The 24,688-nt window shown below is 68.8% G+C and carries 24 protein-coding genes and 2 riboswitches; of the genes, 16 read left to right on the top strand and 8 right to left on the bottom strand.

The features are described from left to right. The first annotated feature begins 23 nt into the window (after positions 1–23). The gene (locus A2G96_RS02195) at positions 24–422 is read left to right on the top strand and encodes a type II toxin-antitoxin system MqsA family antitoxin (RefSeq protein ID WP_062796367.1); all 399 of its coding nucleotides are present in this window, start codon (positions 24–26) and stop codon (positions 420–422) included. 11 nt (positions 423–433) lie between these two features. Here A2G96_RS02195 and A2G96_RS02200 read toward each other — a convergent pair whose 3' ends face one another. Further along, positions 434–1,210 carry an exodeoxyribonuclease III gene (locus A2G96_RS02200; RefSeq protein WP_062796369.1) on the bottom strand — a complete coding sequence of 259 codons (777 nt, stop codon included), beginning with the start codon at positions 1,208–1,210 and terminating at the stop codon, positions 434–436. Between the two features lie 27 nt (positions 1,211–1,237). Between A2G96_RS02200 and pyrE the strand changes: the two genes are divergently transcribed. Both pyrE and A2G96_RS02210 read left to right on the top strand, forming a co-directional pair. Then, a complete protein-coding gene (pyrE, locus tag A2G96_RS02205) occupies positions 1,238–1,942 on the top strand; it encodes an orotate phosphoribosyltransferase (protein ID WP_150124042.1) in 705 nt (234 codons plus the stop codon). 90 nt (positions 1,943–2,032) lie between these two features. Continuing rightward, on the top strand, positions 2,033–3,340 hold the full coding sequence (locus A2G96_RS02210; RefSeq protein WP_062796371.1) for a patatin-like phospholipase family protein: 1,308 nt from the start codon (positions 2,033–2,035) through the stop codon (positions 3,338–3,340). A gap of 19 nt (positions 3,341–3,359) precedes the next feature. On the opposite strand, the gene A2G96_RS02215 is transcribed toward A2G96_RS02210, so the two are convergent. From A2G96_RS02215 to A2G96_RS02230, 4 genes are all read right to left on the bottom strand, one after another. Continuing rightward, complete coding sequence (locus tag A2G96_RS02215) at positions 3,360–4,169, bottom strand: polyphosphate kinase 2 family protein (protein ID WP_062796374.1); 810 nt, start codon at positions 4,167–4,169, stop codon at positions 3,360–3,362. A 96-nt stretch (positions 4,170–4,265) separates the two neighbouring features. Next, positions 4,266–5,132 carry a diaminopimelate epimerase gene (gene dapF, locus A2G96_RS02220; protein WP_062796376.1) on the bottom strand — a complete coding sequence of 289 codons (867 nt, stop codon included), beginning with the start codon at positions 5,130–5,132 and terminating at the stop codon, positions 4,266–4,268. Between the two features lie 62 nt (positions 5,133–5,194). Next, positions 5,195–6,088 carry a lipid A biosynthesis lauroyl acyltransferase gene (locus tag A2G96_RS02225; RefSeq protein WP_062796378.1) on the bottom strand — a complete coding sequence of 298 codons (894 nt, stop codon included), beginning with the start codon at positions 6,086–6,088 and terminating at the stop codon, positions 5,195–5,197. Further along, a complete protein-coding gene (locus A2G96_RS02230) occupies positions 6,085–6,999 on the bottom strand; it encodes a lysophospholipid acyltransferase family protein (protein WP_062796380.1) in 915 nt (304 codons plus the stop codon). Before A2G96_RS02230 ends, A2G96_RS02225 begins: the two co-directional genes overlap by 4 nt. Before the next feature lie 278 nt (positions 7,000–7,277). Here A2G96_RS02230 and metK point away from each other — a divergent pair, with 278 nt between their 5' ends. Continuing rightward, positions 7,278–8,441, top strand: coding sequence for a methionine adenosyltransferase (gene metK / locus A2G96_RS02235; protein ID WP_010813318.1), 1,164 nt, complete (start codon positions 7,278–7,280; stop codon positions 8,439–8,441). Between the two features lie 201 nt (positions 8,442–8,642). Next, entirely contained in the window at positions 8,643–9,584 is a 942-nt protein-coding gene (locus tag A2G96_RS02240; protein ID WP_062796383.1) for a Kdo hydroxylase family protein, read from the top strand. A gap of 15 nt (positions 9,585–9,599) precedes the next feature. Here A2G96_RS02240 and A2G96_RS02245 read toward each other — a convergent pair whose 3' ends face one another. Beyond that, a complete protein-coding gene (locus tag A2G96_RS02245) occupies positions 9,600–11,003 on the bottom strand; it encodes a coniferyl aldehyde dehydrogenase (RefSeq protein WP_062796385.1) in 1,404 nt (467 codons plus the stop codon). Positions 11,004–11,273: 270 nt separating this feature from the next. Here A2G96_RS02245 and A2G96_RS02250 point away from each other — a divergent pair, with 270 nt between their 5' ends. Further along, positions 11,274–12,953, top strand: coding sequence for a GMC family oxidoreductase (locus A2G96_RS02250; RefSeq protein WP_062796387.1), 1,680 nt, complete (start codon positions 11,274–11,276; stop codon positions 12,951–12,953). Here A2G96_RS02250 and A2G96_RS02255 read toward each other — a convergent pair. Continuing rightward, the gene (locus A2G96_RS02255; protein ID WP_062796389.1) at positions 12,950–14,620 is read right to left on the bottom strand and encodes an acyl-CoA dehydrogenase family protein; all 1,671 of its coding nucleotides are present in this window, start codon (positions 14,618–14,620) and stop codon (positions 12,950–12,952) included. The genes A2G96_RS02250 and A2G96_RS02255 overlap by 4 nt on opposite strands. A 204-nt stretch (positions 14,621–14,824) precedes the next feature. Then, positions 14,825–14,926, top strand: a riboswitch (TPP riboswitch). Positions 14,927–15,026: 100 nt separating this feature from the next. Between A2G96_RS02255 and thiC the strand changes: the two genes are divergently transcribed. From thiC to A2G96_RS02300, 9 genes are all read left to right on the top strand, one after another. Beyond that, positions 15,027–16,907, top strand: coding sequence for a phosphomethylpyrimidine synthase ThiC (gene thiC, locus A2G96_RS02260; protein ID WP_062796391.1), 1,881 nt, complete (start codon positions 15,027–15,029; stop codon positions 16,905–16,907). 156 nt (positions 16,908–17,063) lie between these two features. Then, the gene (locus tag A2G96_RS02265; RefSeq protein ID WP_062796393.1) at positions 17,064–18,254 is read left to right on the top strand and encodes an FAD-dependent oxidoreductase; all 1,191 of its coding nucleotides are present in this window, start codon (positions 17,064–17,066) and stop codon (positions 18,252–18,254) included. Positions 18,255–18,266: 12 nt separating this feature from the next. Then, the gene (thiS, locus tag A2G96_RS02270) at positions 18,267–18,464 is read left to right on the top strand and encodes a sulfur carrier protein ThiS (RefSeq protein WP_012351522.1); all 198 of its coding nucleotides are present in this window, start codon (positions 18,267–18,269) and stop codon (positions 18,462–18,464) included. A gap of 3 nt (positions 18,465–18,467) precedes the next feature. Continuing rightward, positions 18,468–19,319 carry a thiazole synthase gene (locus A2G96_RS02275; protein ID WP_062796395.1) on the top strand — a complete coding sequence of 284 codons (852 nt, stop codon included), beginning with the start codon at positions 18,468–18,470 and terminating at the stop codon, positions 19,317–19,319. Further along, positions 19,316–20,449, top strand: coding sequence for a thiamine phosphate synthase (locus A2G96_RS02280; RefSeq protein ID WP_062796397.1), 1,134 nt, complete (start codon positions 19,316–19,318; stop codon positions 20,447–20,449). Before A2G96_RS02275 ends, A2G96_RS02280 begins: the two co-directional genes overlap by 4 nt. Before the next feature lie 7 nt (positions 20,450–20,456). Further along, positions 20,457–20,963 (top strand): GNAT family N-acetyltransferase, encoded by a 507-nt coding sequence (locus tag A2G96_RS02285; protein ID WP_062796399.1) that lies wholly within the window; start codon positions 20,457–20,459, stop codon positions 20,961–20,963. Between the two features lie 51 nt (positions 20,964–21,014). Next, complete coding sequence (gene relB / locus A2G96_RS02290) at positions 21,015–21,239, top strand: type II toxin-antitoxin system RelB family antitoxin (RefSeq protein ID WP_042883856.1); 225 nt, start codon at positions 21,015–21,017, stop codon at positions 21,237–21,239. Then, on the top strand, positions 21,223–21,507 hold the full coding sequence (locus A2G96_RS02295) for a type II toxin-antitoxin system RelE family toxin (RefSeq protein ID WP_062796401.1): 285 nt from the start codon (positions 21,223–21,225) through the stop codon (positions 21,505–21,507). The genes relB and A2G96_RS02295 overlap by 17 nt, the downstream gene beginning before the upstream one ends. A 101-nt stretch (positions 21,508–21,608) precedes the next feature. Beyond that, positions 21,609–22,058: a PaaI family thioesterase gene (locus A2G96_RS02300; protein WP_062796403.1), complete on the top strand. Its 450-nt coding sequence runs from the start codon at positions 21,609–21,611 to the stop codon at positions 22,056–22,058. A 23-nt stretch (positions 22,059–22,081) separates the two neighbouring features. Here the strand turns inward: A2G96_RS02300 and thiD are convergent, their stop codons facing one another. Next, positions 22,082–22,918: a bifunctional hydroxymethylpyrimidine kinase/phosphomethylpyrimidine kinase gene (gene thiD / locus A2G96_RS02305; protein WP_062796405.1), complete on the bottom strand. Its 837-nt coding sequence runs from the start codon at positions 22,916–22,918 to the stop codon at positions 22,082–22,084. 58 nt (positions 22,919–22,976) lie between these two features. Beyond that, positions 22,977–23,090, top strand: a riboswitch (S-adenosyl-L-homocysteine riboswitch). Positions 23,091–23,209: 119 nt separating this feature from the next. On the opposite strand from thiD, the gene ahcY reads away from it, so the two are divergent. Beyond that, positions 23,210–24,643 (top strand): adenosylhomocysteinase, encoded by a 1,434-nt coding sequence (ahcY, locus tag A2G96_RS02310; RefSeq protein WP_062796407.1) that lies wholly within the window; start codon positions 23,210–23,212, stop codon positions 24,641–24,643. The last annotated feature ends 45 nt before the right edge of the window (positions 24,644–24,688 follow it).

Here is a 24,688-nt window from a genome sequence, read left to right on the forward strand (position 1 = left end):
GGCGAGCAGCCGGAGAAAGCAAGATGAAATGTCCCGAGTGCGGTGGCGCGGAACTGGTGGCGGGAACGCGCGACGTGCCCTATACGTACCGCGGTGAGACCACGGTGATCCCGAATGTGCCCGGCCAATGGTGCCCCAAGTGCGGCGAGGGCGTGCTGCCCCGTGATAGCGACTGGGTCAGCGAGGCGATGCTGGCCTTCAACCGGCAAGTCAATGCCGCCCTGGTCGACCCGGCCTATATCACCGAAGTCCGCAAAAAGCTGCGCCTCGACCAGCGCGAGGCGGCCGAAATCTTCGGCGGTGGCGTCAATGCGTTCTCGCGGTACGAAACCGGCCGGACCAAGCCGCCACTGGCGCTGGTGAAGCTGTTGCGGCTGCTGGACCGCCACCCAGAACTCCTCGACGAAGTCCGGGCGGCGTGACCGCCAAGCGCTCAGAGCGGAAAGTTATAGTCGATCGACAGCGGCGCGTGGTCGCTGAACTTCTCGTCCTTGTAGATCGAGCACAGCTGCGCGGTGTCGGCGATCTTCGGCGTGGCCAGGTGGTAGTCGATGCGCCAGCCCACGTTCTTGGCATAGGCCTGGCCGCGGTTGCTCCACCAGGTGTACTGATCGGGGCGCGGGTCCAGCTTGCGGAACACGTCGACATAGCCGTGCACGTCGAACAGCTCGCCGATCCAGGCGCGCTCTTCCGGCAGGAAGCCCGAGTTCTTCAGGTTGCCCTTCCAGTTCTTGATGTCGATTTCCTTGTGCGCGATGTTGACGTCGCCGCACAGCACGATTTCGCGCCCGCTGGCCTTGAGCTGCAGCAGGTGCGGCAGGAAGGCCTCCATGAAGCGGAACTTGGCCAGCTGGCGTTCCTCGCCGCTCGAACCGGACGGCACGTACACCGAAATCACTGCCAGGTGCGGGTACTGCACTTCCACATAGCGGCCCTCGCTGTCGAACTCAGCGTTGCCGAAACCGGTGATGACCCGCTCGGGCTTGTGGCGCGTGTAGAGCCCGACGCCGCTGTAGCCCTTCTTTTCGGCGTAATGGAAATAACCGTGGTAACCGTGTGGCGCCAGGAACGCTTCCGTCATGTCGGCGGCCTGCGCCTTCAGTTCCTGCACACAGACCATGTCTGCGTCCTGCTTGCCCATCCAGTCGAAAAAGCCCTTCTTCGACGCGGAGCGGATGCCGTTGAGGTTGGCGCTGATAATCCGTAACATTCGGGGAAATTTTGAATTCAGAGAGAAATGATGACGCAGCAGAATCCGGCCGCCCCGAGTGCAGATAACGCGGGGAATGACCTCAGCCAGACCTTTATCCGCTTTGCGCTCGACGCGGGCGTGCTGTCATTCGGCGAGTTCGTCACCAAGGCCGGCCGCAAGTCGCCTTACTTCTTCAATGCCGGCCTGTTCAACCAGGGCGGCATGCTGGGCCAGGTGGCGCAATTCTATGCGAAAACCCTGCTGGCCTCGGGCGTGCAGTTCGACGTGCTGTTCGGGCCGGCGTACAAGGGCATCACGCTGGCGTCGGCGACAGCGGTGGCGCTGGCGGGCATGGGACGTGATGTCGGCTTCGCCTACAACCGCAAGGAAGCCAAGGACCACGGCGAAGGCGGCACGCTGGTCGGGGCCAGGCTGCAGGGCAAGGTGGTGATCGTCGACGACGTGATCTCCGCCGGCACCTCGGTGCGCGAGTCGGTCAACCTGATCCGCGCGGCCGGCGCCGAGCCCGCCGCGGTGCTGATCGCGCTGGACCGCATGGAAAAGAGCGGCACCGCCGAGCAGGTCGGCACCCATTCGGCGGTGCAGGACGTGCAGCGCGAATTCGGCATCCCGGTGATCGCCATCGCCAGCCTGAAGGACCTGCTGGCCTATCTCGATGCCTCGCAGGATCCGGCGCTGGGCGCGTCGCGCGAGGCCGTGGCGGCCTATCGTCAGCGCTACGGCGTCTGAAACCGTTGCAGAGACGGGGCGCTGGCAACCAGCGCCCGGAGCGTGGCCGGTAGGCACACGGCTGACTTTCGGACTGGGAGGGAGCGCGGCGTGGCGGCAAAGGAGCGGCAGGAACGGGCAGTGCGGCAGGCGGCAACGCCGTCCCCAACGGCGGAGTCCGCCGGCAACGGCGAGTCGCTGGCCGAGCGCGGCGCCCAAGTGCGGCCGCGCAAGCCGGTGCGCAAGGCGGCCAAGGCGCCCGACCGGCCCGCGCACGAGGCCTACTCGGTGCGCGCGCTGGTGTTGCAGGGCGGCGGCGCGCTCGGCGCCTACCAGGCCGGCGTGTACCAGGGCCTGGCCGAAGGGGGCATCTTCCCCAACTGGGTCGCCGGCATTTCGATCGGCGCGTTGAACGCGGCCATCATCGCCGGCAATCCGCCGCAGCGCCGGGTCGAGCAGCTGCGGGCGTTCTGGGAACACATCTGCGCGCAGCCGTGGCTGCCCAGCCTGTCCTACACCTGGTTTGCCGATGAAGCGGCAAGCTGGCCCGAGCCGATGCGGATCTGGTTCGACGGCCTGCACGCAGCGCGCGCCATGCTGGAGGGCCAGCGCGGCTTCTTCCAGCCGCGCAGCTGGCCGGCGCTGATGTCGCGCTACTCGGACCCGACCCATGCCAGCTTCTACGACACCAGGCCGCTGAAGGCCACGCTGGAGCGCTTTGCCGACTTCGACCTGATCAACCATCGCCCCGACCTGATGCGGGTCTCGGTGGGCGCGGTCAATGTGCGCACCGGCAACTTCGCCTACTTCGACAATACCCGCGACAAGCTCTGCGCCGAGCATTTCATGGCCTCGGGCGCGCTGCCGCCGGGCTTTCCGGCGGTGGAGATCGATGGCGAATACTACTGGGACGGCGGGCTGGTCTCGAACACGCCGCTGGCCGAGGTGCTGACCGCACAGCCGCGGCGCGACGCGCTGATCTTCCAGGTCGACCTGTGGAGCGCGCGCGGCAAGCTGCCGCACGACCTGATCGACGTGGCCGAGCGCCAGAAGGACATCCAGTATTCCAGCCGCACCCGCGCCATCACCGACTATATGCGCGAGCAGCAGAACCTGCGCCGCATGCTCAACGAGGTGATGGCGCTGGTGCCGCAGTCGAAGCGCGACAACGAGTGGTACCGGCGCGCGGCCGAGCAGTCGTGCGATGCGCGCCGTAACGTGATCCAGCTGATCTACCGCGACAAGTCGTTCGAGAACCTGGCCAAGGACTACCAGTTCGGCCCGCTGACCATGCACGAGCACTGGACCAGCGGGCTCGAGGATATCCGCCAGACCCTGCGCCATCCGCAATGGCTGGCCATGCCCAGCCGCGAGCAGCCCTTCGTCACGCACGACGTGCATCGCGGCAACGGCGGGTGAGCCCGGCCGGCGCGCCGGCTCAGTCGACCTTGATCCCGGCCAGTTCCGGACGCGCCGGCGGATAAGCCGGCTTCAGGTCCTCGAAGACTTTGGTCATGATCTCCGCCACCATCAGGTTGCGGTGCGTCTTGGAATCGGCCGGCACCACATACCAGGGGCACTCGGGCGTGCTGGTGGCCATGATCGCGGCCTCGTAGGCGTCCATGTAGGCCTTCCAGTGCTTGCGCTCGGCCAGGTCCTTGGTGTCGAACTTCCAGTGCTTGTCCGGGTCCGCCAGCCGCGCCTCGAGCCGCGACTTCTGCTCGTCGCGCGAAATATGCAGGAAGCACTTGACGATGGTGGTGCCGGTCTCGGTCAGCATCGACTCGAATTCGCGGATCTGGCGGAAGCGCCGCTCGCATTCGGCGGCGTCGATCCAGTGGTGCACGCGCGTGATCAGCACGTCTTCGTAGTGGCTGCGGTTGAACACCACGATCTCGCCCGACTTCGGCACCTGCAGGTGCACGCGCCACAGGAAATCGCGCGCCTGCTCCTCGGGCGACGGCGCCTTGAAGCCCACCACGCGGATGCCCAGCGGATCGAAGCTGCGGAACACGCCGCGCACGGTGCCGTCCTTGCCGCTGGTGTCCATGCCCTGCAGCACCACCAGCAGCTTGCGGCGGTGCTCGGCATAGAAGATGTCCTGCTGCGCGTCGAGCGCGTTGCTCAGCTCGATGATGCGGGCCAGGTCTTCCTCTTTCTTGCCGCATGACAGCGGCTTGCTGCCCGGGTCGAAGTCGGCAAGGCGGAATCGCTTGCCCGAGGTGATGCGGAAATCGTCCAGCGGCATGGGCGCTCCATTCGCGATGATCTGCGGGATCAGGGAATCGGGCGCCCCGGAAACTGCGCTGCAGGGAGGGGAACAAGGGGCGCGCAGCCCCTATGGTCAGGCCGGCAGGGCCGCCAGGTCAATGCTGCCTTCGAACACGGTGGTGGCCGGGCCGGTCATGCGCACCGGCTCGGCGCCGCCGTCCCAGGCAATGGTCAGCTCGCCGCCATGGGTGTGGACCCGCACCGGCGAATCCAGCAGGCCGCGCCGGATGCCGGCGACCACCGCCGCGCAGGCGCCAGTGCCGCAGGCCAGGGTCTCGCCGGCGCCGCGCTCGTAGACGCGCAGGCGGATGGCGTGGCGGTCAACTACCTGCATGAAGCCGGCGTTGACGCGGTTCGGGAAGGCCGGGTGGTGCTCGATCACCGGGCCGTCCTGCAGCACCGGGAAGTTCTCGACATCGTCCACCACCTGCACCGCGTGCGGGTTGCCCATCGACACCGCCGAGATCCATTCGGTGCGGCCGTTGACCTCGAGCCCGTACAGCGTATCGGCCCCTTCGGCATGGGTGGGCAGGCCCTGGGCGAGGAACGGCACGCGCGCCGGTTCCAGCTCGGGCGCGCCCATGTCGACCGTGACCTGGCCATCGTCCTGCAGCGTCAGCGTGATCACGCCGTTCATCACCTCGACGCGCACCGAACGCTTGTCGGTCATGCCCTGTTCGGTGACAAAGCGCACGAAGCAGCGCGCGCCATTGCCGCAGTGCTCTACCTCGCTGCCGTCGGCATTGACGATGCGGTAGCGGAAATCGACGTCGGGGCGCGTCGGCTTCTCGACGATCAGGATCTGGTCCGCGCCCACGCCGAAATGCCGGCTGGCCAGCGCGCGCCACTGGGCCGGGGTCAGGTCGATCTGCTGGTGGATGCCGTCGAGCACGACAAAGTCGTTGCCGGCGCCATGCATCTTGGTGAACTTGAGTTTCATGGTGACGATTGTAGCGGCGCGGCGCAGGTCGTGCCGGTGCGCTCGGCAGTGCTCAGTAACGCTCAGTAGATCTCGGGCTCGCCCGGCAGGCGGTGCTTGAAGCGCTTGTGGACCCAATAATACTCAGGCACGCGCGGGCGGATGCAGTCTTCGAAGAAGGCGTTCATGCGGCGCGTGTCGTCGGTCACGCTGGCGCCGGGGTAGTCCTCCCACGCCGGCAGCACGCGCAGCACGTAGCCCTGGTAGTCGGGCAGCATCTCGGTGTAGATCGGCACCACCCTGGCGCCGGTCAGGCGCGCCAGCCGCGAGACCGAGGTCAGCGTCAGCGCCTGCACGCCGAAGAACGGCACGAATTCCGAATCGCGCTCGCCGAAGTCCATGTCGGCGATCAGCTGCAGCGCCTCGCCCTTCTTCAGGCAGCGCAGGATGTCGCGCGCGCTGTCGTTGCGCGAGATCATGTTGGCGCCGAAGCGCCCGCGCGCCTGCTTGAGGAAGCCGTCGAACAGCGCATTCTTCTGCTTGGTATAGAGCGAGGCGCCGGAGCGGCCGACATGCTCGCGCAGGTGGATGGTGAGCCGGATCGCGCCGGCTTCCACGCCCGACAGGTGCAGCGTCACAAGGATATGCGGCGTGCCATCGAGTTCGACCAGGCCGGCCTGGTCGTCGATCTGCACCCAGCGGCGCATCTGCGCCTCGCTGCCGGTCCAGAAGATGCCGCGCTCGGCAAAGCTGCGGAACAGCAGGCGGAAGCTCTGGCGCGACAGCGCGTCGATCTCGGCCTCGGTTCGGTCCGGAAAGCACAGGCGCAGGTTGGCCTGCACCACCCGGCGCCGCTCGCTGGGGATGCGGTACAGCAGGCTGCCCAGCGCCTCGCCGAAGCGGGCGACGAAGGGATAGGGCAGTTTGCCCAGCACGGTCAGCAGGCCGATGCCGAGCCACGTGAACACACGGCTCATGAAGTCGATCGATCAGTCGCCGGCTCGGAATCCGTGCCCTCGGTAGCCGGCGTGTCCGGGGTGCCGGGGGTGCCCGCTCCGGCGGGTTGCTTGTAGCGGTTGTAGCCCCACAGGTATTGCGTCGGGCACAGGCTCACCAGTGCTTCGATGGTGCGGTTGATGACGGCGGCCGCAGCGGCGGGATCGTCCGGCAGCATGCCGCCGTCCTCGATCACGCGCAGATGGCCGCGGTAGCCGGCGCCGCGCGGCAGCCGCTCGGCGAAGATCGCCACCACCGGCGCGCCGGTCAGCTGCTGCAGCCGGTGCACCAGCGCCATGGTGTAGGCGGGCTTGCCGAAGAACGGCGCCCAGTTGCCTTCGCCGCCGCTGGGCACCTGGTCGGGCAGGATGCCTACCGCCTGGCCGCGCTTGAGCGCTTTCACCAGCATGCGCACGCCGCGCGGCGTGGCCGGCGCCATATGCATGTTGGGCCGGGTGCGCATCTTCTCGATCCAGTCGCGCAGCCACGGCTGGTGCGGCGGCTTGAACAGTGCGGTCACCGGGCGGTGCAGCGCGTGGGATTGCGGCAGCACCTCGAAGCAGCCCAGGTGCGGGGTCAGGATGATGATGCCCTTGCCGCGCGCCTGCAGCCTGGCGAGTTCGGGCCACAGGTGGTCGTCGAAGCCGTACAGCTTCGCGCCGATGCGCGGGCGGCTCCAGAAGTAGGGCATCTCGATGATCATGCGGCCGGCCGAGCGGGCGGCCTCGTCGATCATCGCCTCGGTGGCGTCGGGAAAGGCAAGCCGGAAGTTCTCGCGCAGGCGCTGGCCATAGCGGCCCGGCAGACGCGCGATCAGCAGGCCCAGCGCGCCGCCCGCGGCCTGCAGCAGCCGCAGCGGAAAACGGGAGATCAGCCAGAATAAAAAAGTCATCAGGCGCGGAAAAAGGGTCCAGGCAAGTCCGCCGCCGGGTCTGTGCCGGGATCAGACGGGCAGGCAGGCGTGGGTCCGGCATGCCGGCAAGGTGTCGTACCGCACGCCTGTGGCGCTGCAACGACGCCTGCAGGCGCGTATAATAGCGTGTATCGCCGAGTTAACTGACAACTTGCGGGGCGATGCGGCTCTAACCGGGCTGCCTGAAATACCGCTAAAGCGTCGCCGCCATGAACCGAACAGGCTGGCACGCAATAGCCAACCTGGAGAATAAGTTCGTGGCAAACGACTTCCTTTTTACTTCGGAATCCGTCTCCGAAGGCCATCCCGACAAGGTCGCCGACCAGATTTCCGACGCCGTCCTGGACGCCATCCTGGCGCAGGACAAGTATGCGCGTGTGGCAGCTGAGACGCTTTGCAACACCGGTCTGGTGGTGCTGGCCGGGGAAATCACCACGACCGCCAATGTCGATTACATCCAGATCGCGCGCGACACCATCAAGCGCATCGGTTACGACAACACCGATTACGGCATCGACTACAAGGGCTGCGCGGTACTGGTGGCCTATGACAAGCAGTCGCCCGACATCGCCCAGGGCGTCGACCGTGCGTCCGATGACTACCTGAACCAGGGCGCCGGCGACCAGGGCCTGATGTTCGGCTACGCCTGCGACGAGACCCCGGAACTGATGCCGTTCCCGATCTACTACGCGCACCGCCTGGTCGAGCGCCAGTCGCTGCTGCGCCGCGACGGCCGCCTGCCCTGGCTGCGCCCGGACGCCAAGTCGCAGGTCACGGTGCGCTATGTCGACGGCAAGCCGCACAGCGTGGACACCGTGGTGCTGTCGACCCAGCATTCGCCCGACATCACCCAGGCGCAGATCCGCGAGGCAGTGATCGAGGAAATCATCAAGCCGGTGCTGCCGGCCGAGATGCTCAAGGAAACCAAGTACCTGGTGAACCCGACCGGGCGCTTCGTGATCGGCGGGCCGCAGGGCGACTGCGGCCTGACCGGGCGCAAGATCATCGTCGACACCTACGGCGGCGCCTCGCCGCACGGCGGCGGCGCGTTCTCGGGCAAGGACCCGTCCAAGGTCGACCGCTCCGCCGCCTACGCGGCGCGCTACGTGGCCAAGAACGTGGTGGCGTCGGGCCTGGCGCGGCAGTGCCAGGTGCAGGTCAGCTATGCCATCGGCGTGGCGCGGCCGATCAACGTGACGGTCTACACCGAAGGCACCGGCAAGATTCCGGACGCCAAGATCGCCGAGCTGGTGCAGGAGCATTTCGACCTGCGCCCGAAGGGCATCGTGCAGATGCTGGATCTGTTGCGGCCGATCTACGAGAAGACCGCGGCCTACGGCCACTTCGGCCGCGAAGAGCCGGAATTCTCGTGGGAAGCGACCGACAAGGCGGCTGCGCTGCGCGCCGCGGCGGGCCTGTAAGCGCCGCACTCGCGCTGGCAGTCCTGACGGCAAGCCCCGCCGGCCCGCAAGGGCCCGCGGGGTTTTTTGCGCGGGTTTGATCCTGATCCAGCTGCCGCGTGGCGCCGGCGCCACGGCGGGCGCACGGAGTAAAATTCCGCCACGCCCTGCCGCCGCCACGGCGGCCACCCCAAACACGGGTAACCGTTCCCAGAGGATGCCATGTCCGAAGCGCCTGTCCTTGCCCCGTCGCCCGCCGCCCGGCCGCCTGCCGCCGGCAAGCTCGACCTGATCCGTCCGCAGCCCTATACCGAGTGGGCGCCCCAGGTCACCCCCGAAGCGCGCGCCACGCTGCGCCGCGAACTGGAGCAAGGCGCGGTACTTTACTTCCCCAACCTGAAGTTCCAGTTCCAGCCGGGCGAAGAGCGCTTCCTCGACAGCCGCTATTCCGACGGCAAGTCCAAGAACATCAACCTGCGCGCCGACGACACCGCAGTGCGCGGCGCGCAGGGCAGCGCGCAGGACCTGGCCGACCTGTACACGCTGATCCGCCGCTACGCCGACAACAGCGAGTCGCTCATCCGCACGCTGTTCCCGGAATACATCCCGCACATGACCCGCGCCGGCACCTCGCTGCGGCCCAGCGAGATCGCCGGGCGCCCGGTCAGCTGGCGCAAGGACGACACCCGCCTGCACGTCGATTCATTCCCGTCCAACCCGATGCTGGGCAAGCGCCTGTTGCGCGTGTTCCACAATATCGACCCGGCCGCGCCGCGCGTGTGGCGCGTGGGCGAGCCGTTCGGCGACTTTGCGCAGAAGTTCGTGCCCAGGACCCACGGCATGTGGCCGGGGCAGGCGGCGCTGATGAAGCTGCTCCACATCACCAAGCGCAAACGCTCGGAATACGACCACCGCATGCTGCAGCTGCATGACCTGGCCAAGGCCGACCTGGACTACCAGGCCAACGTGCCGCAGCAGGAATTCCACTTCCCGCCGGGTGCGACCTGGATCGTCTTCAGCGACCAGCTGCTGCACGCCGCCATGCGCGGGCGCGCGATGATGGAGCAGACCATCTACCTGGCGCCGCAGGCGATTTCGGACCACACCCATTCGCCCGAGGCGGTGCTGTCGCGCATGCTCGGGCGGCCGATGCTGGTGTCGTGAGCGCGCGGCCTGCTGCTAACGCAGCAGCAGGCGCAGCATGGTGTCGAAGGTCTTGCCGTAAGGCGGCTTGAGCAGGCCGGCGCCGTTCAGGCTGGCCTGGTGGAACACCGGCTTCACCTTCGAAAACGTGTCGAAGCCCGCCTGCCCGTGGTACGCGCCCATGCCGCTGGCGCCGACGCCGCCGAACGGCAGGCCGTCCTGGGCGATATGGAACAGGGTGTCGTTGACGGTAACGCCGCCGGCGACGGTCTGCCGCATCACATGGGCGATGGCGCCGCGGTCGCGCTCGAACACGTATAGCGCCAGCGGCCGCGGGCGCGCGTTGATGTAGTCCAGCGCCTCGTCGAGGGTGCGGTAAGTCACCACCGGCAGCACCGGTCCGAAGATTTCCTCGCGCATCGCGGTCACGCCATCGGGCACGTCCAGCAGCAGCACCGGCGGCAGCCGCCGCGCCTGCGCATCCGGCTGCGCATCGGACAGCGGCACCACGGTCGCACCTTGCGCGGCGGCCTCGTCGACCAGCCCCTCCAGCCGCGCGAAATGCCGCGGGCTGATGATGCTGGTGTAGTCCGGGTTGCGCGCCAGGTCGGGATAGAGCCGGCCCACGCAGCGGCGCGCCGCGTCCACCAGTTGATCGCGCAAGTCCTCAGGCACCAGCACATAGTCCGGCGCGATGCAGGTCTGGCCCGCGTTCATCAGCTTGCCGACCAGGATGCGCTCGACCGCGCGCTCGAGGTCGGCACCGGCGCCGACGATGGCCGGCGACTTGCCGCCCAGCTCCAGCGTCACCGGGGTCAGGTTGGCGGCCGCCGCGCGCATCACATGGTGGCCGACTGCGGTCGAACCCGTGAACAGCAGGTGGTCGAACGGCAGCGCGGTGAAGGCGCTGGCCACTTCGGCATCGCCGTTGATCACCACGATCTCGTCCGGGGCGAAGTGCTGCGGCACCAGCTGCGCGAACAGCGCCGCGAAACGCGGCGTGTATTCCGACAGCTTGACCATGGCGCGATTGCCAGCCGCCAGCGCGCCGGCGAGCGGGCCGACGGTCAGGTACAGCGGATAGTTCCAGGGCACCACGATGCCCACCACGCCGAGCGGCTGCGGCACCAGGCGCGAGCGTCCCGGGCGGAACCAGAAGCCGGTGGGCGCGCGCCGCACGCGCATCCAGCGCTTGCCGTGGCGCAGCGCACCGTCGATGCCGGCGAGGCTGGGGAATACCTCAAGCAGCGCGGTTTCCTGGCGCGGGCGGTTGGTGAAATCGGCATGGATGGCGGCGGCAATTTCGGCCTGGTTTTCGGTCACCAGGCGCCGCAGGCGCTGCAGGCGATCGGCACGCACGGTCCACGCGGGCAGCTGGTCGCGCCGCGAGGCGGCATGCATCGCGCCGAAGACGGACGACAGGTCGGGAACTTCTCGCATGGCTGCGCTCCAGGATTTGCGCGCACATTCGCGCACCATCGCGCAAGATAAGGCAGCGCGCCGGCCAACACAATGGAAGCCTGCTACCAGCAAGCCGATTCAAACGGCCGTCCTTCATGCTCGCGCGTTTCGTTGCCGCCGCCCTTTTTCAACCGCTGGGCCAGCGCCTACACTGAATCTCACGGCTTGCCATCCGCTGGACGGACAGGGCGCGCGCCGGCGCGGCCCGGCTCACGCACGCGCGCCGCCTGCGGACTCGCGGGGAGACAGATGGAAACCACCTATGACTACGTCATCGTCGGCGCGGGCTCGGCGGGCTGTGCGCTGGCGGGGCGGCTGGCCGACAGCGGCGACGACACCATCGCGCTGGTCGAGGCCGGGCACCACGACCACCATGTGCTGGTGCGAACACCCGCCGGCCTGGCGGCGATGCTGCCGCGCGCGGGGACGCGCAACTACGGCTTCCACACCGTGCCGCAGCCGGGCCTGAACGGCCGCCGCGGCTACCAGCCGCGCGGGCGCGGGCTGGGCGGCTGCTCGTCGATCAACGCCATGATCTACACGCGCGGGCGGCCCGCCGACTACGATGCCTGGGCCGATGCCGGCTGCGATGGCTGGTCCTGGGACGACGTGCTGCCGTACTTCCGCCGCGCCGAATGCAACGAGCGCCTGGCCGGCAGCGACGACGATCCGCTGCACGGCGGCAACGGCCCGCTGCATGTCAGCGACCTGCGCACGCCCAACCCGTTCGCCGAGCGCTTTATCGAGGCCGCGCAACAGGCCGGCTATCCGCGCAACGACGATTTCAACGGCGAAGAGCAGGAGGGCATCGGCTGGTACCAGGTCACGCAGCACGCGGGCGAGCGCTGGAATGCCGCGCGCGCCTACCTGCATGGCGGCAATGCGCGCGACCGCGCCTGCAACGGCGGCCGCGCGCGGCTGCGCGTGCTGACCGACACCCAGGCCCTGCGCATCGTCTTCGAAGGCCGTCACGCCGCCGGGGTGCTGGTGCAGCGTGACGGCCGCCAGCAGCTGCTGCGCGCGCGTCGCGACGTGATCGTGTGCGCGGGCACGTTCGGCTCGCCGCAGCTGCTGATGGTCTCCGGGGTCGGGCCCGCCGCGCACCTGCGCGAACACGGCATCGACGTGGTCCATGACTTGCCGGGCGTGGGCGGCAACCTGCAGGACCATCTCGACGTGGTGCTGCACAAGCGCACCGCCGTGCCCGAGCTGTTCGGCGTATCGTTCGGCGGCGTCGCCAGGCTGCTGTCCGAAATGCTGCGCTACCGGCGCGAGCGCGCCGGCATGATGTCGAGCAACTTCGCCGAGGCCGGCGGCTTCCTGCGCAGCCACCCGGCGCTGCCCGAGCCCGACCTGCAGCTGCATTTCGTGGTCGGCCTGGCCGACGACCATATGCGCAGGCTCAATCTCGGCCATGGCTATTCCTGCCACGTCTGCCTGCTGCGCCCGCGCAGCCGCGGCGAGGTCCGCCTGGCCGCGGCCGATATCCGGCGCGCGCCGCTGATCGATCCGAAGTACCTCAGCGACGCGCGCGACCTCGACGACATGGTGGCCGGCGTGCGCATCGTGCGCAGCATCCTGGCGCAGCCGCAGTTGGCCTGCTTCGGCGGACGCGAGCTCTACACGGCCGGCCTGCGCGCCGATGGCAGCGACGATGCCGCCGTGCGCGAGCTGATCCGCGCGCGCGCCGACACCATCTACCACCCGGTCGGCACCTGCCGCATGGGCATGGATGCGATGGCGGTGGTCGACCCGCAGCTGCGCGTGCGCGGTGTGGAAGGGCTGCGCGTGGTCGATGCGTCGGTCATGCCCACGCTGATCGGCGGCAACACCAATGCGCCCGCGATCATGATCGGCGAGCGCGCGCACGACCTGATCCGCTATGCGCCGCGGGTGATGCTGCGGGTGCTGGAGTCGATGGAGGCCTAGCCCTCGAAGCCGCGCAACGCCACCCGCCCGAGCGCGCCGGCATCCGCGTCGAGCGTGCCGAACACGCGTCCGTGCTGGCGCCCGAGCCGGCTGGTGACGAACAGCTCGGCGTGCTCGGGGTCGGCATGCGCCAGCATCAGCGCCGCCTGCGCGGTCAGCACCAGGCCCTGGGCAAAGCGGCGCGCACCGGCTTCGAGCTGGTCGGCGTTTTCGCGCAGCATGGCCTGCAGCGAGGCCAGTTCGGCGCGCACCGCCGGGTGGCCGCCGGCGCGGCGCGACAGGTCCTGCAGCAGCCGCGCGCCATCGTCCGGATTGCGCTGCAGCGCGCGCAGCACGTCCAGGCACATGATGTTGCCCGAGCCTTCCCAGATCGAATTGACCGGCGCCTCGCGGTACAGCCGCGCCATCGGCCCTTCCTCGACATAGCCATTGCCGCCCCACACTTCCATCGCTTCGCCGGTGGCCTCGAGCGTGCGCTTGCACACCCAGAACTTGGCCGCGGGCGTGATCACGCGCTTCCAGGCGACGGCGAGCGGGTCGGGGTTGTCGCCCTCGGCCTGCGCGAAGGCGTGGCCCAGCTCCATCATCAGCAGCGTGGCGGCTTCGGATTCCAGCGCCAGGTCCGCCAGCACGTTGCGCATCAGCGGCTGGTCGGCCAGCAGGCGGCCGAAGGCGCTGCGGTGGCGCGTGTGGTGCAGCGCCTGCACGTAGGCCGCGCGCAGGATCGCGGCGCTGCCGATCACGCAGTCCAGCCGCGTGCTGGTGGCCATCTCGATGATGGTCGGGATGCCGCGGCCTTCCTCGCCGATCAGGATGCCGGTGGCGTCGCGGAACTCGACTTCGCTGCTGGCATTGGAGCGGTTGCCGAGCTTGTCCTTGAGCCGCTGGATCTGCACCGCGTTGCGACTGCCGTCGTCGCGAAAGCGCGGCACGAAGAAGCACGACAGCGGACCGTCTTCGGCGCCCATGCGCGCCACCACCAGGTGCGCATCGCACATCGGCGCGGAAAAGAACCACTTGTGCCCGATCAGCGCGTATTCCGCGCCGCGCCCTTCGCCACGCACCGGGCGTGCCACCGTGGTATTGGCGCGCACGTCGGAGCCGCCCTGCTTCTCGGTCATGCCCATGCCGATCATGATCGCGCTCTTGTCGCGCCAGGGCAGGTCGCGCGCATCGTGTTCGGCCGCATAGAGGCGCGGCTCCAGCTCGGCAAACAGCGCGGCTTCCTTGCGCAGCACCGGGATGCTGGCAAAGGTCATGGTGGGCGGGCACAGCGAGCCCGATTCCACCTGTGCCTGCAGGAAGTACCCCGCGGTGCGCGCCGCCCAGGCGCCCGCGCGCGGCTGCGCGAACGGCAGCGCCTGCAGCTGCTGGCCGCGCAGCAGCCCCAGCAGCGCGTGCCAGCCCGGATGGAACTCGACCGTGTCGATGCGCTCGCCGGTGCGGCTGTGGGTGTGCAGCTCGGGCGCATGGCGGTTGGCGTCCGCGGCCCATTGCTGCACCTCCGGCTCGCCCAGGCGCGCGCCGAACTGCCGCAGCGCGTCGGCATGCCAGCCGCCGCCCAGGCGTTCGAGCGCGGCCCGCACCGTGGGATCGCTGTCGAACAGGTTGTAGTGCGCGAGATCCGGCACCTGGTTGAAGACGCGATGGGTGGCGGCGTCGGTCATGCTGTGTCTCCTCGAGCGAGGCTGGTCGTTTGCTTGCATGGTAGATCACGCCGCGCGCGCGTCGAGTGCATGGTGGTCCGCTTTACGCGTATTTTTGCGATGCAGCATGCGCGATTCGATACCTTTTTGCACAGCTGTGGCACCACCCGCGGTTGCCAACTGGCACTGGCGCCCACCGGTGCTCTGTGCTTAAATTCACCCCGTTGGATGAAACAGGGGTGCCGTGCGGATGGGCCGCGCGGCTGAGAGAGTCCCTTCGAACCCGATCCGGTTAGTACCGGCGTGGGAAGTTTCAGCAAGACCAAGCCTCTTGTCCCTCCGGGACTCGCCACCTCGGCCTCAGGCCCGGCGGCGCTCACAGGGCTCCTGGTTTCGTCCACCCCGCAAGAGAGAGAGGACGACACCCATGGCCCGTACTGCCCCCGCTGCATCCTTCGAATCGCTCGAAAGCGATCTCGACCAGAAATTTGCCTACCCGGCTTCGAGCAAGACCTACCTGACCGGCAGCCGCCCCGACATCCGCGTGCCGCTGCGCACCATCCTGCAGACCTCGACCCGCACGGAAAAGGGCGAGATGCCCAATCCGCCGATCCCGGTGTACGACACCTCGGGCCCGTACAGCGACCCGGACGTGCATATCGACCTGAAGGCCGGCCTGCCGCCGGTGCGCGCCAAGTGGATCGAGGAACGCGGCGACACCGAGGTGCTGCCCGGCCTGTCGTCGGAATACGGCCGCGACCGCGCCAACGACCCGGCCACCGCGCACCTGCGCTTCGCCCAGCTGACCAACCCGCGCCGCGCCAAGGCGGGCGCCAACGTGTCGCAGATGCACTATGCGCGCAAGGGCATCATCACGCCGGAAATGGAATACGTGGCGCTGCGCGAATCGCTGAACCTGCAGGCGCTGTACGACAAGCCCGAATACAAGGCGCTGCTGCGCCAGCATCCCGGCAACGCGCTGGGCGCCGGCCTGCCGCTGCGTCCGGAAGACATCACGCCGGAATTCGTGCGCCAGGAAATCGCCTCGGGCCGCGCCATCATTCCCGCCAACATCAACCACACCGAGCTGGAGCCGATGGCGATCGGGCGCAATTTTCGCGTCAAGATCAACGGCAACCTCGGCAACTCGGCGGTGACGTCGTCGCTGGCCGAGGAAGTGGAAAAGATGGTGTGGTCGATCCGTTGGGGCGCCGACACCATCATGGACCTGTCCACCGGCAAGCACATCCACGAAACCCGTGAATGGATCCTGCGCAATTCGCCGGTGCCCATTGGCACGGTGCCGATCTACCAGGCGCTGGACAAGACCGGCGGCATCGCCGAGGACCTGACCTGGGAGATGTTCCGCGACACGCTGATCGAGCAGGCCGAGCAGGGCGTGGACTACTTCACCATCCACGCCGGCGTGCTGCTGCGCTACGTGCCGCTGACCGCCGACCGCGTTACCGGCATCGTCTCGCGCGGCGGTTCGATCATGGCGAAGTGGTGCCTGGCGCACCACAAGGAAAACTTCCTGTACACGCACTTCGACGAGATCTGCGAAATCATGAAGGCCTACGACGTGTCGTTCAGCCTCGGCGACGGCCTGCGTCCGGGCTGCATTGCCGACTCCAACGACGAGGCCCAGTTCGGCGAGCTGCGCACGCTGGGCGAGCTGACCGCCAAGGCGTGGAAGCACGACGTGCAGGTGATGATCGAAGGCCCGGGCCACGTGCCGCTGCAGCGCATCCAGGCCAACATGGACGAAGAACTCAAGCATTGCTACGAGGCGCCGTTCTACACCCTGGGACCGCTGGTGACCGACATCGCCCCCGGCTACGACCACATCACCAGCGGCATCGGCGCGGCCAATATCGGCTGGATGGGCACGGCCATGCTGTGCTACGTCACGCCGAAGGAGCACCTGGGCCTGCCGGACAAGGAAGACGTGCGCGAAGGCATCATCACCTACAAGATCGCCGCGCACGCCGCCGATCTTGCCAAGGGCTGGCCGGGCGCGCAGCTGCGCGACAACGCGCTGTCCAAGGCGCGCTTCGAGTTCCGCTGGGAAGACCAGTTCAACCTGGGCCTCGACCCGGAACGCGCGCGTTCGTACCACGACGCCACGCTGCCGGCCGAGGGCGCCAAGATCGCCCACTTCTGCTCGATGTGCGGACCGAAGTTCTGCTCGATGAAGATCACGCAGGAAGTGCGCGACTACGCCGCCTCGCTGCCCAAGGAAGCGCAGCAGGGCATGGAACAGAAGTCGATCGAGTTCCTGAAGAAGGGCAGCAAGATCTACTCGTAAGGCAATTGCTGAAACCCTGCCGAAGTCACGGCAGGACGGGCATGGCCTCGCAAGCCATGCCCGCGCAAGATCCGCCGCCGCGCAGCGCCCCGCGCGGCGGCACCGATAACAAGGAGGCCGGACGCGGCCGCATGGCGCGTCCGGCACAACACCCTCATGACAGCAGTGCAGTCGTTTGACGTCGCCATCCTCGGGGCCGGCCTTGCCGGCCGCCTGGCCGCCTGGTTGCTGGTCCGCAGCGGCGCCCGCGTGGCGCTGGTGGAGCGGGCCGGCCCGGACGGCGCGGGCTCGGCCGCCTACGTGGCCGCGGCCATGCTGGCGCCGCTGGCCGAGTCGGCCATCGCCGAGCGCCGCATCGTCGACCTTGGCATCGCCAGCGTCGACCTGTGGCGCGCCTGGCTGGCCGAGCTGGCCGAGCCGGTCTTCTTCCAGCAAGACGGCACGCTGGTGGTCTGGCATGCGCGCGACCGCGCCGAGATGTCGCTGTTCACCAGCCGCGTGCGCGCGGTGGCGCCGCCGGAGCTGGTGGCGCAGCGGCTGCGCGCGCTCGACGGCAAGGGCGTGGGCGAGGTCGAGCCGGCGCTCGCGGGCCGCTTTCCGCAGGGACTGCTGCTGGCCGGCGAAGGCCAGCTCGACAACCGCGGCGCGCTGCGCGCGCTGCTGTCGTGCGCGGTCAGCGAAGGCGTGCATTGCGTGTGGGAGGCGGGCGAGGTCGATGCCGGCTCGCTGCCCCAGCTTGGCATCCGCGCCGACGTGGTGCTGGACTGCCGCGGCCTGGGCGCGCGCAGCGCGTGGCCGGCGCAGCCCGGAGGCACCCAGCCCGGCCTGCGAGGGCTGCGCGGCGAAGTGGTGCGGGTGCATGCGCCCGACGTCAGGCTGCACCGTCCGGTGCGCCTGCTGCATCCGCGCTATCCGATCTATATCGCGCCCAAGCCCAACGACCTGTATGTGATCGGAGCGACCGAGCTGGAAAGCGAGGACGATTCGCCGATGAGCGTGCGCTCCGCGCTGGAACTGCTGTCGGCCGCGCATTCGCTACACCCGGCCTTCGGCGAGGCGCGCGTGCTGGAGCTGAACGTGCAGCGCCGCCCGACCCGCCCCGACCACCTGCCGGCGATCCGCGTCGACCAGCGCGCGCGCGTGGTGCGCGTCAACGGCCTGTACCGCCACGGCTTTTTGATCGCGCCGGCGGTGACCGAGGCCGCGTGCGCGGTGGTGGGCGCGCTGCTCAACGGCGACCCGGCCGCGCATGCCGTGCCTGCCGCGCTGCGCTGGCCCGGTATGATCGAAGCGGTGACCGAAGCGCCGGCGCCCACCGTTGGCGCGCGCTCCGGCACGCTGCATTAATGCAAGACTGACATGGATATCCTGCTCAACGGCCGACCGCTCGCCCTTGCCGAATCCGCCACGCTGGCGGACGCGGTCAGCGCGGCGCAGATCGCGCCCCCCTTTGCCGCGGCGGTCAACGGCCAGTTCGTGCCGCGCGCCGCGCACGCCAACACCCCTCTTGCGGCCGGCGACCGCATCGACCTCGTGCAACCCGTGACGGGAGGCTGACCCATGACCTTCGAACCTTCCGCAACCCTGCGCGACCCGTTCGTGCTGTATGGCGAGTCGTTCGGCTCGCGCCTGCTGCTGGGCACCGCGCGCTATCCGTCGCCGGCCACGCTGGAAGCGGCCGTGCAGGCCTCGGCCCCGGCCATGATCACGGTCGCGCTGCGCCGCCAGGGCGCGGTGGGCGATGGCGAGGGCGGCCAGGCGTTCTGGCAGATGCTCAAGGCGCTGAACGTGCCGGTGCTGCCCAACACCGCCGGCTGCTTCACCGCGCAGGAGGTCATCACCACTTCGATGATGGCGCGCGAGGTGTTCGAGACGCCGTGGATCAAGCTCGAGCTGATCGGCGACGACTACACCCTGCAGCCCGACACGCTCAACCTGCCGGCCGTGGCCGAGACCCTGATCAAAGAGGGCTTCAAGGTGCTGCCGTACTGCACCGAGGACCTGGTGCTGTGCCGCCGCCTGCTCGACGTCGGCTGCCAGGCGCTGATGCCGTGGGCCGCGCCGATCGGCACCGGCCGCGGCGCGGTCAACCCGCACGCGATGCGGGTGCTGCGCGAGCGCCTGCCGGATACCCCGCTGATCGTCGATGCCGGCCTGGGCCTGCCGTCGCACGCGGCGCAGGTGCTGGAGTGGGGCTACGACGGCGTGCTGCTCAATACCGCGGTGGCGCAGGCCGCCTACCCGGTCGACATGGCGCGCGCCTTCGCCCAGGCCGTGGCCGCGGGCCGCACCGCCTACCTGGCCGGGCCGATGCCCGAGCGCGAAGTCGCGCAGGCCAGCACCCCGGTGGTGGGCATGCCGTTCTGGCACGCCGACGACGCGGAGCCGCGCAACACGGAGCAGCGCGCATGACCCGCCGCCCCGTGCACGCCCCCAGCGACGGCCCGCTGCGCCAGGCGGTGCTGGAACACTATGGCGATACCTTCGGCGTCGACGACAAGCCGTGGCAGGCCTGGCATCTGCAGGACGCGCCGGCGCAGCCCGGCGCCCACGACGTGCTGCTGTCCGACGGCGAAGCCGATGCCGACACCATCGCGCGCGTGGCCGCCGCCGGCGCCACCCTGATCGAGACCGACCGCGAAGGCGGCCAGTGGATCGACACCGTGCGCTCGCCGATGGGCACCTGGGTGTTCTCGGTCGCCGCGGATAGCGGCCAGCCGCATTCGCCCGCCTTCGTCGCGGTGCTGCTGGCCTGCCTGTCGCTGCATTTCCCGGCCCACGATGCGCTGTGCCTGGCGCGCGCCTGGGCGCCGGGCTCGGCCGACTGGCCGTCCGACTTCGCGCGTTTCCCGCACGTGCGCCACGCCGCGCTGGTGGCGCCCGAGCACACCGTCGCGCCGTTCGCGCCATGCCCCGCGCTGGGCCTGTACGTGGTGGTGCCGGACGCCGAGTGGATCGAGCGCCTGGCGCCGCTGAACGTGCCCACGCTGCAGCTGCGCTTCAAGTCCGGCGACGCCACGGCGGTGCGCGCCGAGATCGCGCGCGCGGCCAGGGCCATGCAAGGCTCGTCGTCACGCCTCTTCATCAATGACCACTGGCAGGCGGCGCTCGATTACCACGCCGCCCATGGCGCGCACAGCGGCATCTACGGCATCCACCTGGGCCAGGAAGACCTGGACCATGCCGACCTCGACGCGATTCGCGCGTCCGGGCTGCGGCTGGGCGTGTCCACGCACGGTTATGCCGAGATGCTGCGCGTGGCCGCGATCCGCCCCAGCTACCTGGCGCTGGGCGCGATCTTCCCCACCACCACCAAGGTGATGCCGACCCAGCCGCAAGGCATGGGCCGCTTCCGCGCCTACGTGAAGCTGATGCAGCCGGTGATCCCGTCGCTGGTCGGCATCGGCGGCGTCAATGCGTCGAATATGCGCGAGGTGCTCGCGGTGGGCGTCGGCAGCGCCGCGGTGGTCCGCGCCGTCACCGAGGCCGACGACGTGCCGGCCGCTGTGGCCCACCTCGTAAGCCTGTTCCCGGCCGGCTGAGCGCGCCGTGGCCGCCCTGCGCATTCGCCTGGCGGCCGTTGATGACCTGCCGCGTCTGCCGGACATCGAGCTGGCCGCCGCCGCACTGTTTCCGGAAGGCGACCTGCCGGCGCTGCTGCGCCTGGTCAGCACGCCTGAAGCGGCACTGGCGGCGGCGCAGCGCGAAGGGCGTCTGTGGGTGGCCGAGCGCCACGGCGAACTGGCTGGCTTTGCGCTGGCCAGCCGCAACGGCGAATGTGCCTATCTCGATGAAATGGACGTTCATCCGGACCATGGCCGCCGCGGCATCGGGCGGGCATTGGTTGGAGCGGTGCAGGGATGGGCGCGTGCGGGCGGGTTGCGCTCGCTCAACCTGACCACGTTCGCGCATTTGCCCTGGAATGCACCGTTCTATGCCTCGCTCGGCTTCCGGCAATTGCGCGAGGACGAGCTATGTCCCCTGCTGGCCGATGCGCTGGCGGCGCAGCGAGCGGCGGGGTTGCGACGGCGCGTGGCGATGCGACAGGTGCTCTGACGGCGTGAACCTCGGAGCTATACTTGTATAGCAATCACTTTGGAGGCTGTCATGCTCGCCATCCGACTACCCGAGGATATCGAAGCGCGCCTGGAGGCCCTTGCCAAGCGCACCGGCCGCACCAAGACGTTTTATGCGCGTGAAGCCATCATGCAGCACCTGGACGACCTTGAAGACCTGTACCTGGCAGACAAGGTTGCCGCGCGCGTTCGCGCCGGCGAGGAATCCACGGTAACGCTGGATGAACTGGAGGCGCGGCTTGGCCTGGCGGATTGAAATCACGCAAACGGCAGAGAAACAACTCGCCAAACTGGATCGGCCGGTCGCCAGGCGTATTGTCACGTTTCTGCGCGAGCGTGTCGCGGCATCCGTCGACCCCCGCTCGCTTGGCGAAGCCCTGAAGGGCAGCGAGCTGGGCGAATACTGGAAATACCGGGTGGGCGACTGGCGCTTGATTTGCCAGATCGAAGACGCCCGTATCACGGTTGTGGTGCTGCGCCTGGGGAATCGCAGAGACGTGTATCGCAGAGACGTGTATCGCTAGCGTCAGGATTTGTGCGACATTCGCGCAACTGCCAAAACGGGCGGCAGCCCGCCGCTATGATGTCGGGCAGCATTCCCCGCCAATCACCCCGCGTCCCGACCATGTCGACCCAGCCCACCGCCATCATCCCCGCCGCCCCCGGCACGCCCGAAAAGCCCTATTTCGGCATCGACGTGCCGCTGATGCGCTATTTCGGCCTGCAGCCGGAGCTGATCGAAGAGGGCTACTGCCGCACCCGCCTGCCGGCGCATCCGCAGCTGGTGAACAGCCGCGGCGACGTGCATGGCGGCACGCTGATGGCGACGCTCGACTTCACCCTCAGCGGCGCCGCGCGCTCGCATGCGCCGACGGAAACCGGCGTGATCACCATCGACATGTCGACCCATTTCCTCGCCGCCGCGCGCGGCGAGCTGACGCTGGAAGCGCGCTGCCTGCGCCGCGGCGCGCGCATTGCGTTCTGCGAGGGCGAAGTGAAGGATGCCGACGGCAACGTGGTGTGCGTGGCGCGTGCCGCGTTCAAGCTGGTGCCGTTGTCCAGCGGCGGCAACTAAGCGCTGCCTGAGCCGCGCGCCGCTCAGCCGAGCGGGCGCGGCGCGAAGGCGTGGTTCAGCGGGCCGTTGCCGCCGCCCAGCCGCAATCCCGCGCCGGCCGCGATGGCCTGCGCCACATAGTCCAGCGCGGTGCCGACCGCCGTTTCCAGCGCGTCGCCGCGCGCCAGCTGCGACGCGATCGCCGCCGCCAGCGTGCAGCCGGTGCCGTGCAGGTTGCGGGTCTCGACCCGCGGGTGCGTGAACACGCGCACGCTGCCGTCCTTCAGCATCAGCATGTCGTCCAGTCCGCCGCCGAGGCCCGCCGCGCCATCGTGTTCCAGGTGGCCGCCCTTGAGCAGCACCGCCGGGCAGCCCAGCGCGATCAGGTCGGCGGCGGCCTGTTCCATGTCGGCGCGGCGCGCGATCCTGCGGCCCAGCAGGTAGGAGGCCTCGGGCAGGTTGGGCGTGACCAGCAGCGCGCGTGGGAACAGCAGCCGCACCATGGCCTGGGTGGTGGCGTCGTCGGACAGCGTCGCGCCCGAGGTCGAGATCATCACCGGATCCACCACCAGCTTGCGAATGCCGTGCCGGTCCGCCGCCGCGGCCACCGCCTCGACGATGGCGGCGGTGCCCAGCATGCCGGTCTTGGCTGCGTCCACGCCGATGTCGCCGGCGACCGCGTCGATCTGCGCGGCCACCATGTCGGCCGGGATCGCATGCACGCCGGTCACGCCCAGCGTGTTCTGCGCGGTGATCGCGGTGATCGCGCTCATGCCGAAACAGCCCAGCGCGGAAAAGGTCTTCAGGTCGGCCTGGATGCCGGCGCCGCCGCCGGAGTCGGAACCGGCGATGGTCAGGGTGCGGGGTGGCGTTGGAATCATCTGTGCGGAAATCGAGGAGGGCCGGTGCGCAAGGCCTCCGGGCACGCTACAATACCGCCACTCCGAGGAGCGTTGCAACGGATGGAGGCCCGCGAAGCACATCGCGCGGCCGCGGCACAGCCGCCCCTGCCATCCGCCAGGCTCGGACTGTCTTCAACGGCGCTCGCTGATCCGTGGTCCGCACGGAAGCGAGTCGACCTATCCGCGTGCTTCGCATGAGCCGAGCGCCATGCGCGGCCGCCAGATCCCCGTACTCGTCAACTGCGTGCCACTCTTCACCGGGAGTGAAACATGAACGCTGTGACCGACCTGAAGCAGGACTACCTCGTCGCCGACATCAACCTGGCCGGCTGGGGCCGCAAGGAAATCGCCATCGCCGAGACCGAGATGCCCGGCCTGATGGCGATCCGCGACGAGTTCGCCGCGGCGCAGCCGCTCAAGGGCGCGCGTATCGCCGGCTCGCTGCACATGACGATCCAGACCGCCGTGCTGATCGAGACGCTCAAGGCGCTGGGCGCCGACGTGCGCTGGGCCTCGTGCAATATCTTCTCGACGCAGGACCACGCCGCCGCCGCGATCGCCGCGGGCGGCACGCCGGTGTTCGCCTTCAAGGGCGAATCGCTGAAGGAGTACTGGGACTTCACCCACCGCATCTTCGACTGGTCCGACGGCGGCACCCCCAACATGATCCTCGACGACGGCGGCGACGCCACGCTGCTGCTGCACCTGGGCGCCCGCGCGGAGAAGGACGCTGCGGTGATCGCCAACCCGGGCAGCGAGGAAGAAACTTTCCTGTTCGCCGCGATCAAGGAAAAGCTGGCCAAGGACCCGAGCTGGTACAGCCGCAACCTGGCAGCCATCCGCGGCGTGACCGAGGAAACCACCACCGGCGTGCACCGCCTGTACCAGATGGCGCAGAAGGGCGAGCTGCGCTTCCCCGCGATCAACGTCAACGACTCGGTCACCAAGAGCAAGTTCGACAACCTGTACGGCTGCCGCGAATCGCTGGTCGACGGCATCAAGCGCGCCACCGACGTGATGATCGCCGGCAAGATCGCCGTGGTCGCCGGCTACGGCGACGTGGGCAAGGGCAGCGCGCAGGCGCTGCGCGCGCTGTCGGCGCAGGTGTGGGTCACCGAGATCGACCCGATCTGCGCGCTGCAGGCCGCGATGGAAGGCTACCGCGTGGTCACCATGGACTACGCCGCCGAGCATGGCGATATCTTCGTCACCTGCACCGGCAACTACCATGTCATCACCCATGACCACATGGCGAAGATGAAGGACCAGGCCATCGTCTGCAATATCGGCCACTTCGACAACGAGATCGACATCGCCTCGATCGAGAAGTACGAGTGGGACGAGATCAAGCCGCAGGTCGACCATGTGAAGTTCCCCGCAGTTGGCGACAAACCAAGCAAGAAGCTGATCATCCTGGCCAAGGGCCGCCTGGTGAACCTGGGCTGCGCCACCGGCCACCCGTCGTACGTGATGAGCAGCTCGTTCGCCAACCAGACCATCGCGCAGATCGAGCTCTGGCAGGAACGCGACAGCGGCAAGTACCCGGTCGGCGTCTACACGCTGCCCAAGCACCTGGACGAGAAGGTCGCGCGCCTGCAGCTGCGCAAGCTGAACGCGCAGCTGACCGAGCTGACCGACCAGCAGGCCGCTTACATCGGCGTGAACAAGGAAGGCCCGTACAAGGCGGATCACTACCGCTATTGATGCGCGCAGGAAGGTAGGAAGGCCCCGCTCCCGCTTGCGGGAGCG

The organism is Cupriavidus nantongensis (assembly GCF_001598055.1).
Taxonomy (GTDB): domain Bacteria; phylum Pseudomonadota; class Gammaproteobacteria; order Burkholderiales; family Burkholderiaceae; genus Cupriavidus; species Cupriavidus nantongensis.

Bases quoted from the DNA above. Each gene is read 5' to 3' on its own strand.
- A2G96_RS02280 (WP_062796397.1), top strand. From the start codon at position 19,316: ATGACCCGCCGCCCCGTGCACGCCCCCAGCGACGGCCCGCTGCGCCAG.
- ahcY (WP_062796407.1), top strand. From the start codon at position 23,210: ATGAACGCTGTGACCGACCTGAAGCAGGACTACCTCGTCGCCGACATC.
- dapF (WP_062796376.1), bottom strand. From the start codon at position 5,132: ATGAAACTCAAGTTCACCAAGATGCATGGCGCCGGCAACGACTTTGTC.
- A2G96_RS02250 (WP_062796387.1), top strand. From the start codon at position 11,274: ATGGAAACCACCTATGACTACGTCATCGTCGGCGCGGGCTCGGCGGGC.
- A2G96_RS02300 (WP_062796403.1), top strand. From the start codon at position 21,609: ATGTCGACCCAGCCCACCGCCATCATCCCCGCCGCCCCCGGCACGCCC.
- relB (WP_042883856.1), top strand. From the start codon at position 21,015: ATGCTCGCCATCCGACTACCCGAGGATATCGAAGCGCGCCTGGAGGCC.
- thiC (WP_062796391.1), top strand. From the start codon at position 15,027: ATGGCCCGTACTGCCCCCGCTGCATCCTTCGAATCGCTCGAAAGCGAT.
- A2G96_RS02255 (WP_062796389.1), bottom strand. From the start codon at position 14,620: ATGACCGACGCCGCCACCCATCGCGTCTTCAACCAGGTGCCGGATCTC.
- A2G96_RS02275 (WP_062796395.1), top strand. From the start codon at position 18,468: ATGACCTTCGAACCTTCCGCAACCCTGCGCGACCCGTTCGTGCTGTAT.
- thiD (WP_062796405.1), bottom strand. From the start codon at position 22,918: ATGATTCCAACGCCACCCCGCACCCTGACCATCGCCGGTTCCGACTCC.
- thiS (WP_012351522.1), top strand. From the start codon at position 18,267: ATGGATATCCTGCTCAACGGCCGACCGCTCGCCCTTGCCGAATCCGCC.
- A2G96_RS02225 (WP_062796378.1), bottom strand. From the start codon at position 6,088: ATGAGCCGTGTGTTCACGTGGCTCGGCATCGGCCTGCTGACCGTGCTG.
- A2G96_RS02240 (WP_062796383.1), top strand. From the start codon at position 8,643: ATGTCCGAAGCGCCTGTCCTTGCCCCGTCGCCCGCCGCCCGGCCGCCT.
- A2G96_RS02200 (WP_062796369.1), bottom strand. From the start codon at position 1,210: ATGTTACGGATTATCAGCGCCAACCTCAACGGCATCCGCTCCGCGTCG.
- A2G96_RS02195 (WP_062796367.1), top strand. From the start codon at position 24: ATGAAATGTCCCGAGTGCGGTGGCGCGGAACTGGTGGCGGGAACGCGC.
- A2G96_RS02245 (WP_062796385.1), bottom strand. From the start codon at position 11,003: ATGCGAGAAGTTCCCGACCTGTCGTCCGTCTTCGGCGCGATGCATGCC.
- A2G96_RS02265 (WP_062796393.1), top strand. From the start codon at position 17,064: ATGACAGCAGTGCAGTCGTTTGACGTCGCCATCCTCGGGGCCGGCCTT.
- A2G96_RS02230 (WP_062796380.1), bottom strand. From the start codon at position 6,999: ATGACTTTTTTATTCTGGCTGATCTCCCGTTTTCCGCTGCGGCTGCTG.
- pyrE (WP_150124042.1), top strand. From the start codon at position 1,238: ATGATGACGCAGCAGAATCCGGCCGCCCCGAGTGCAGATAACGCGGGG.
- A2G96_RS02215 (WP_062796374.1), bottom strand. From the start codon at position 4,169: ATGCCGCTGGACGATTTCCGCATCACCTCGGGCAAGCGATTCCGCCTT.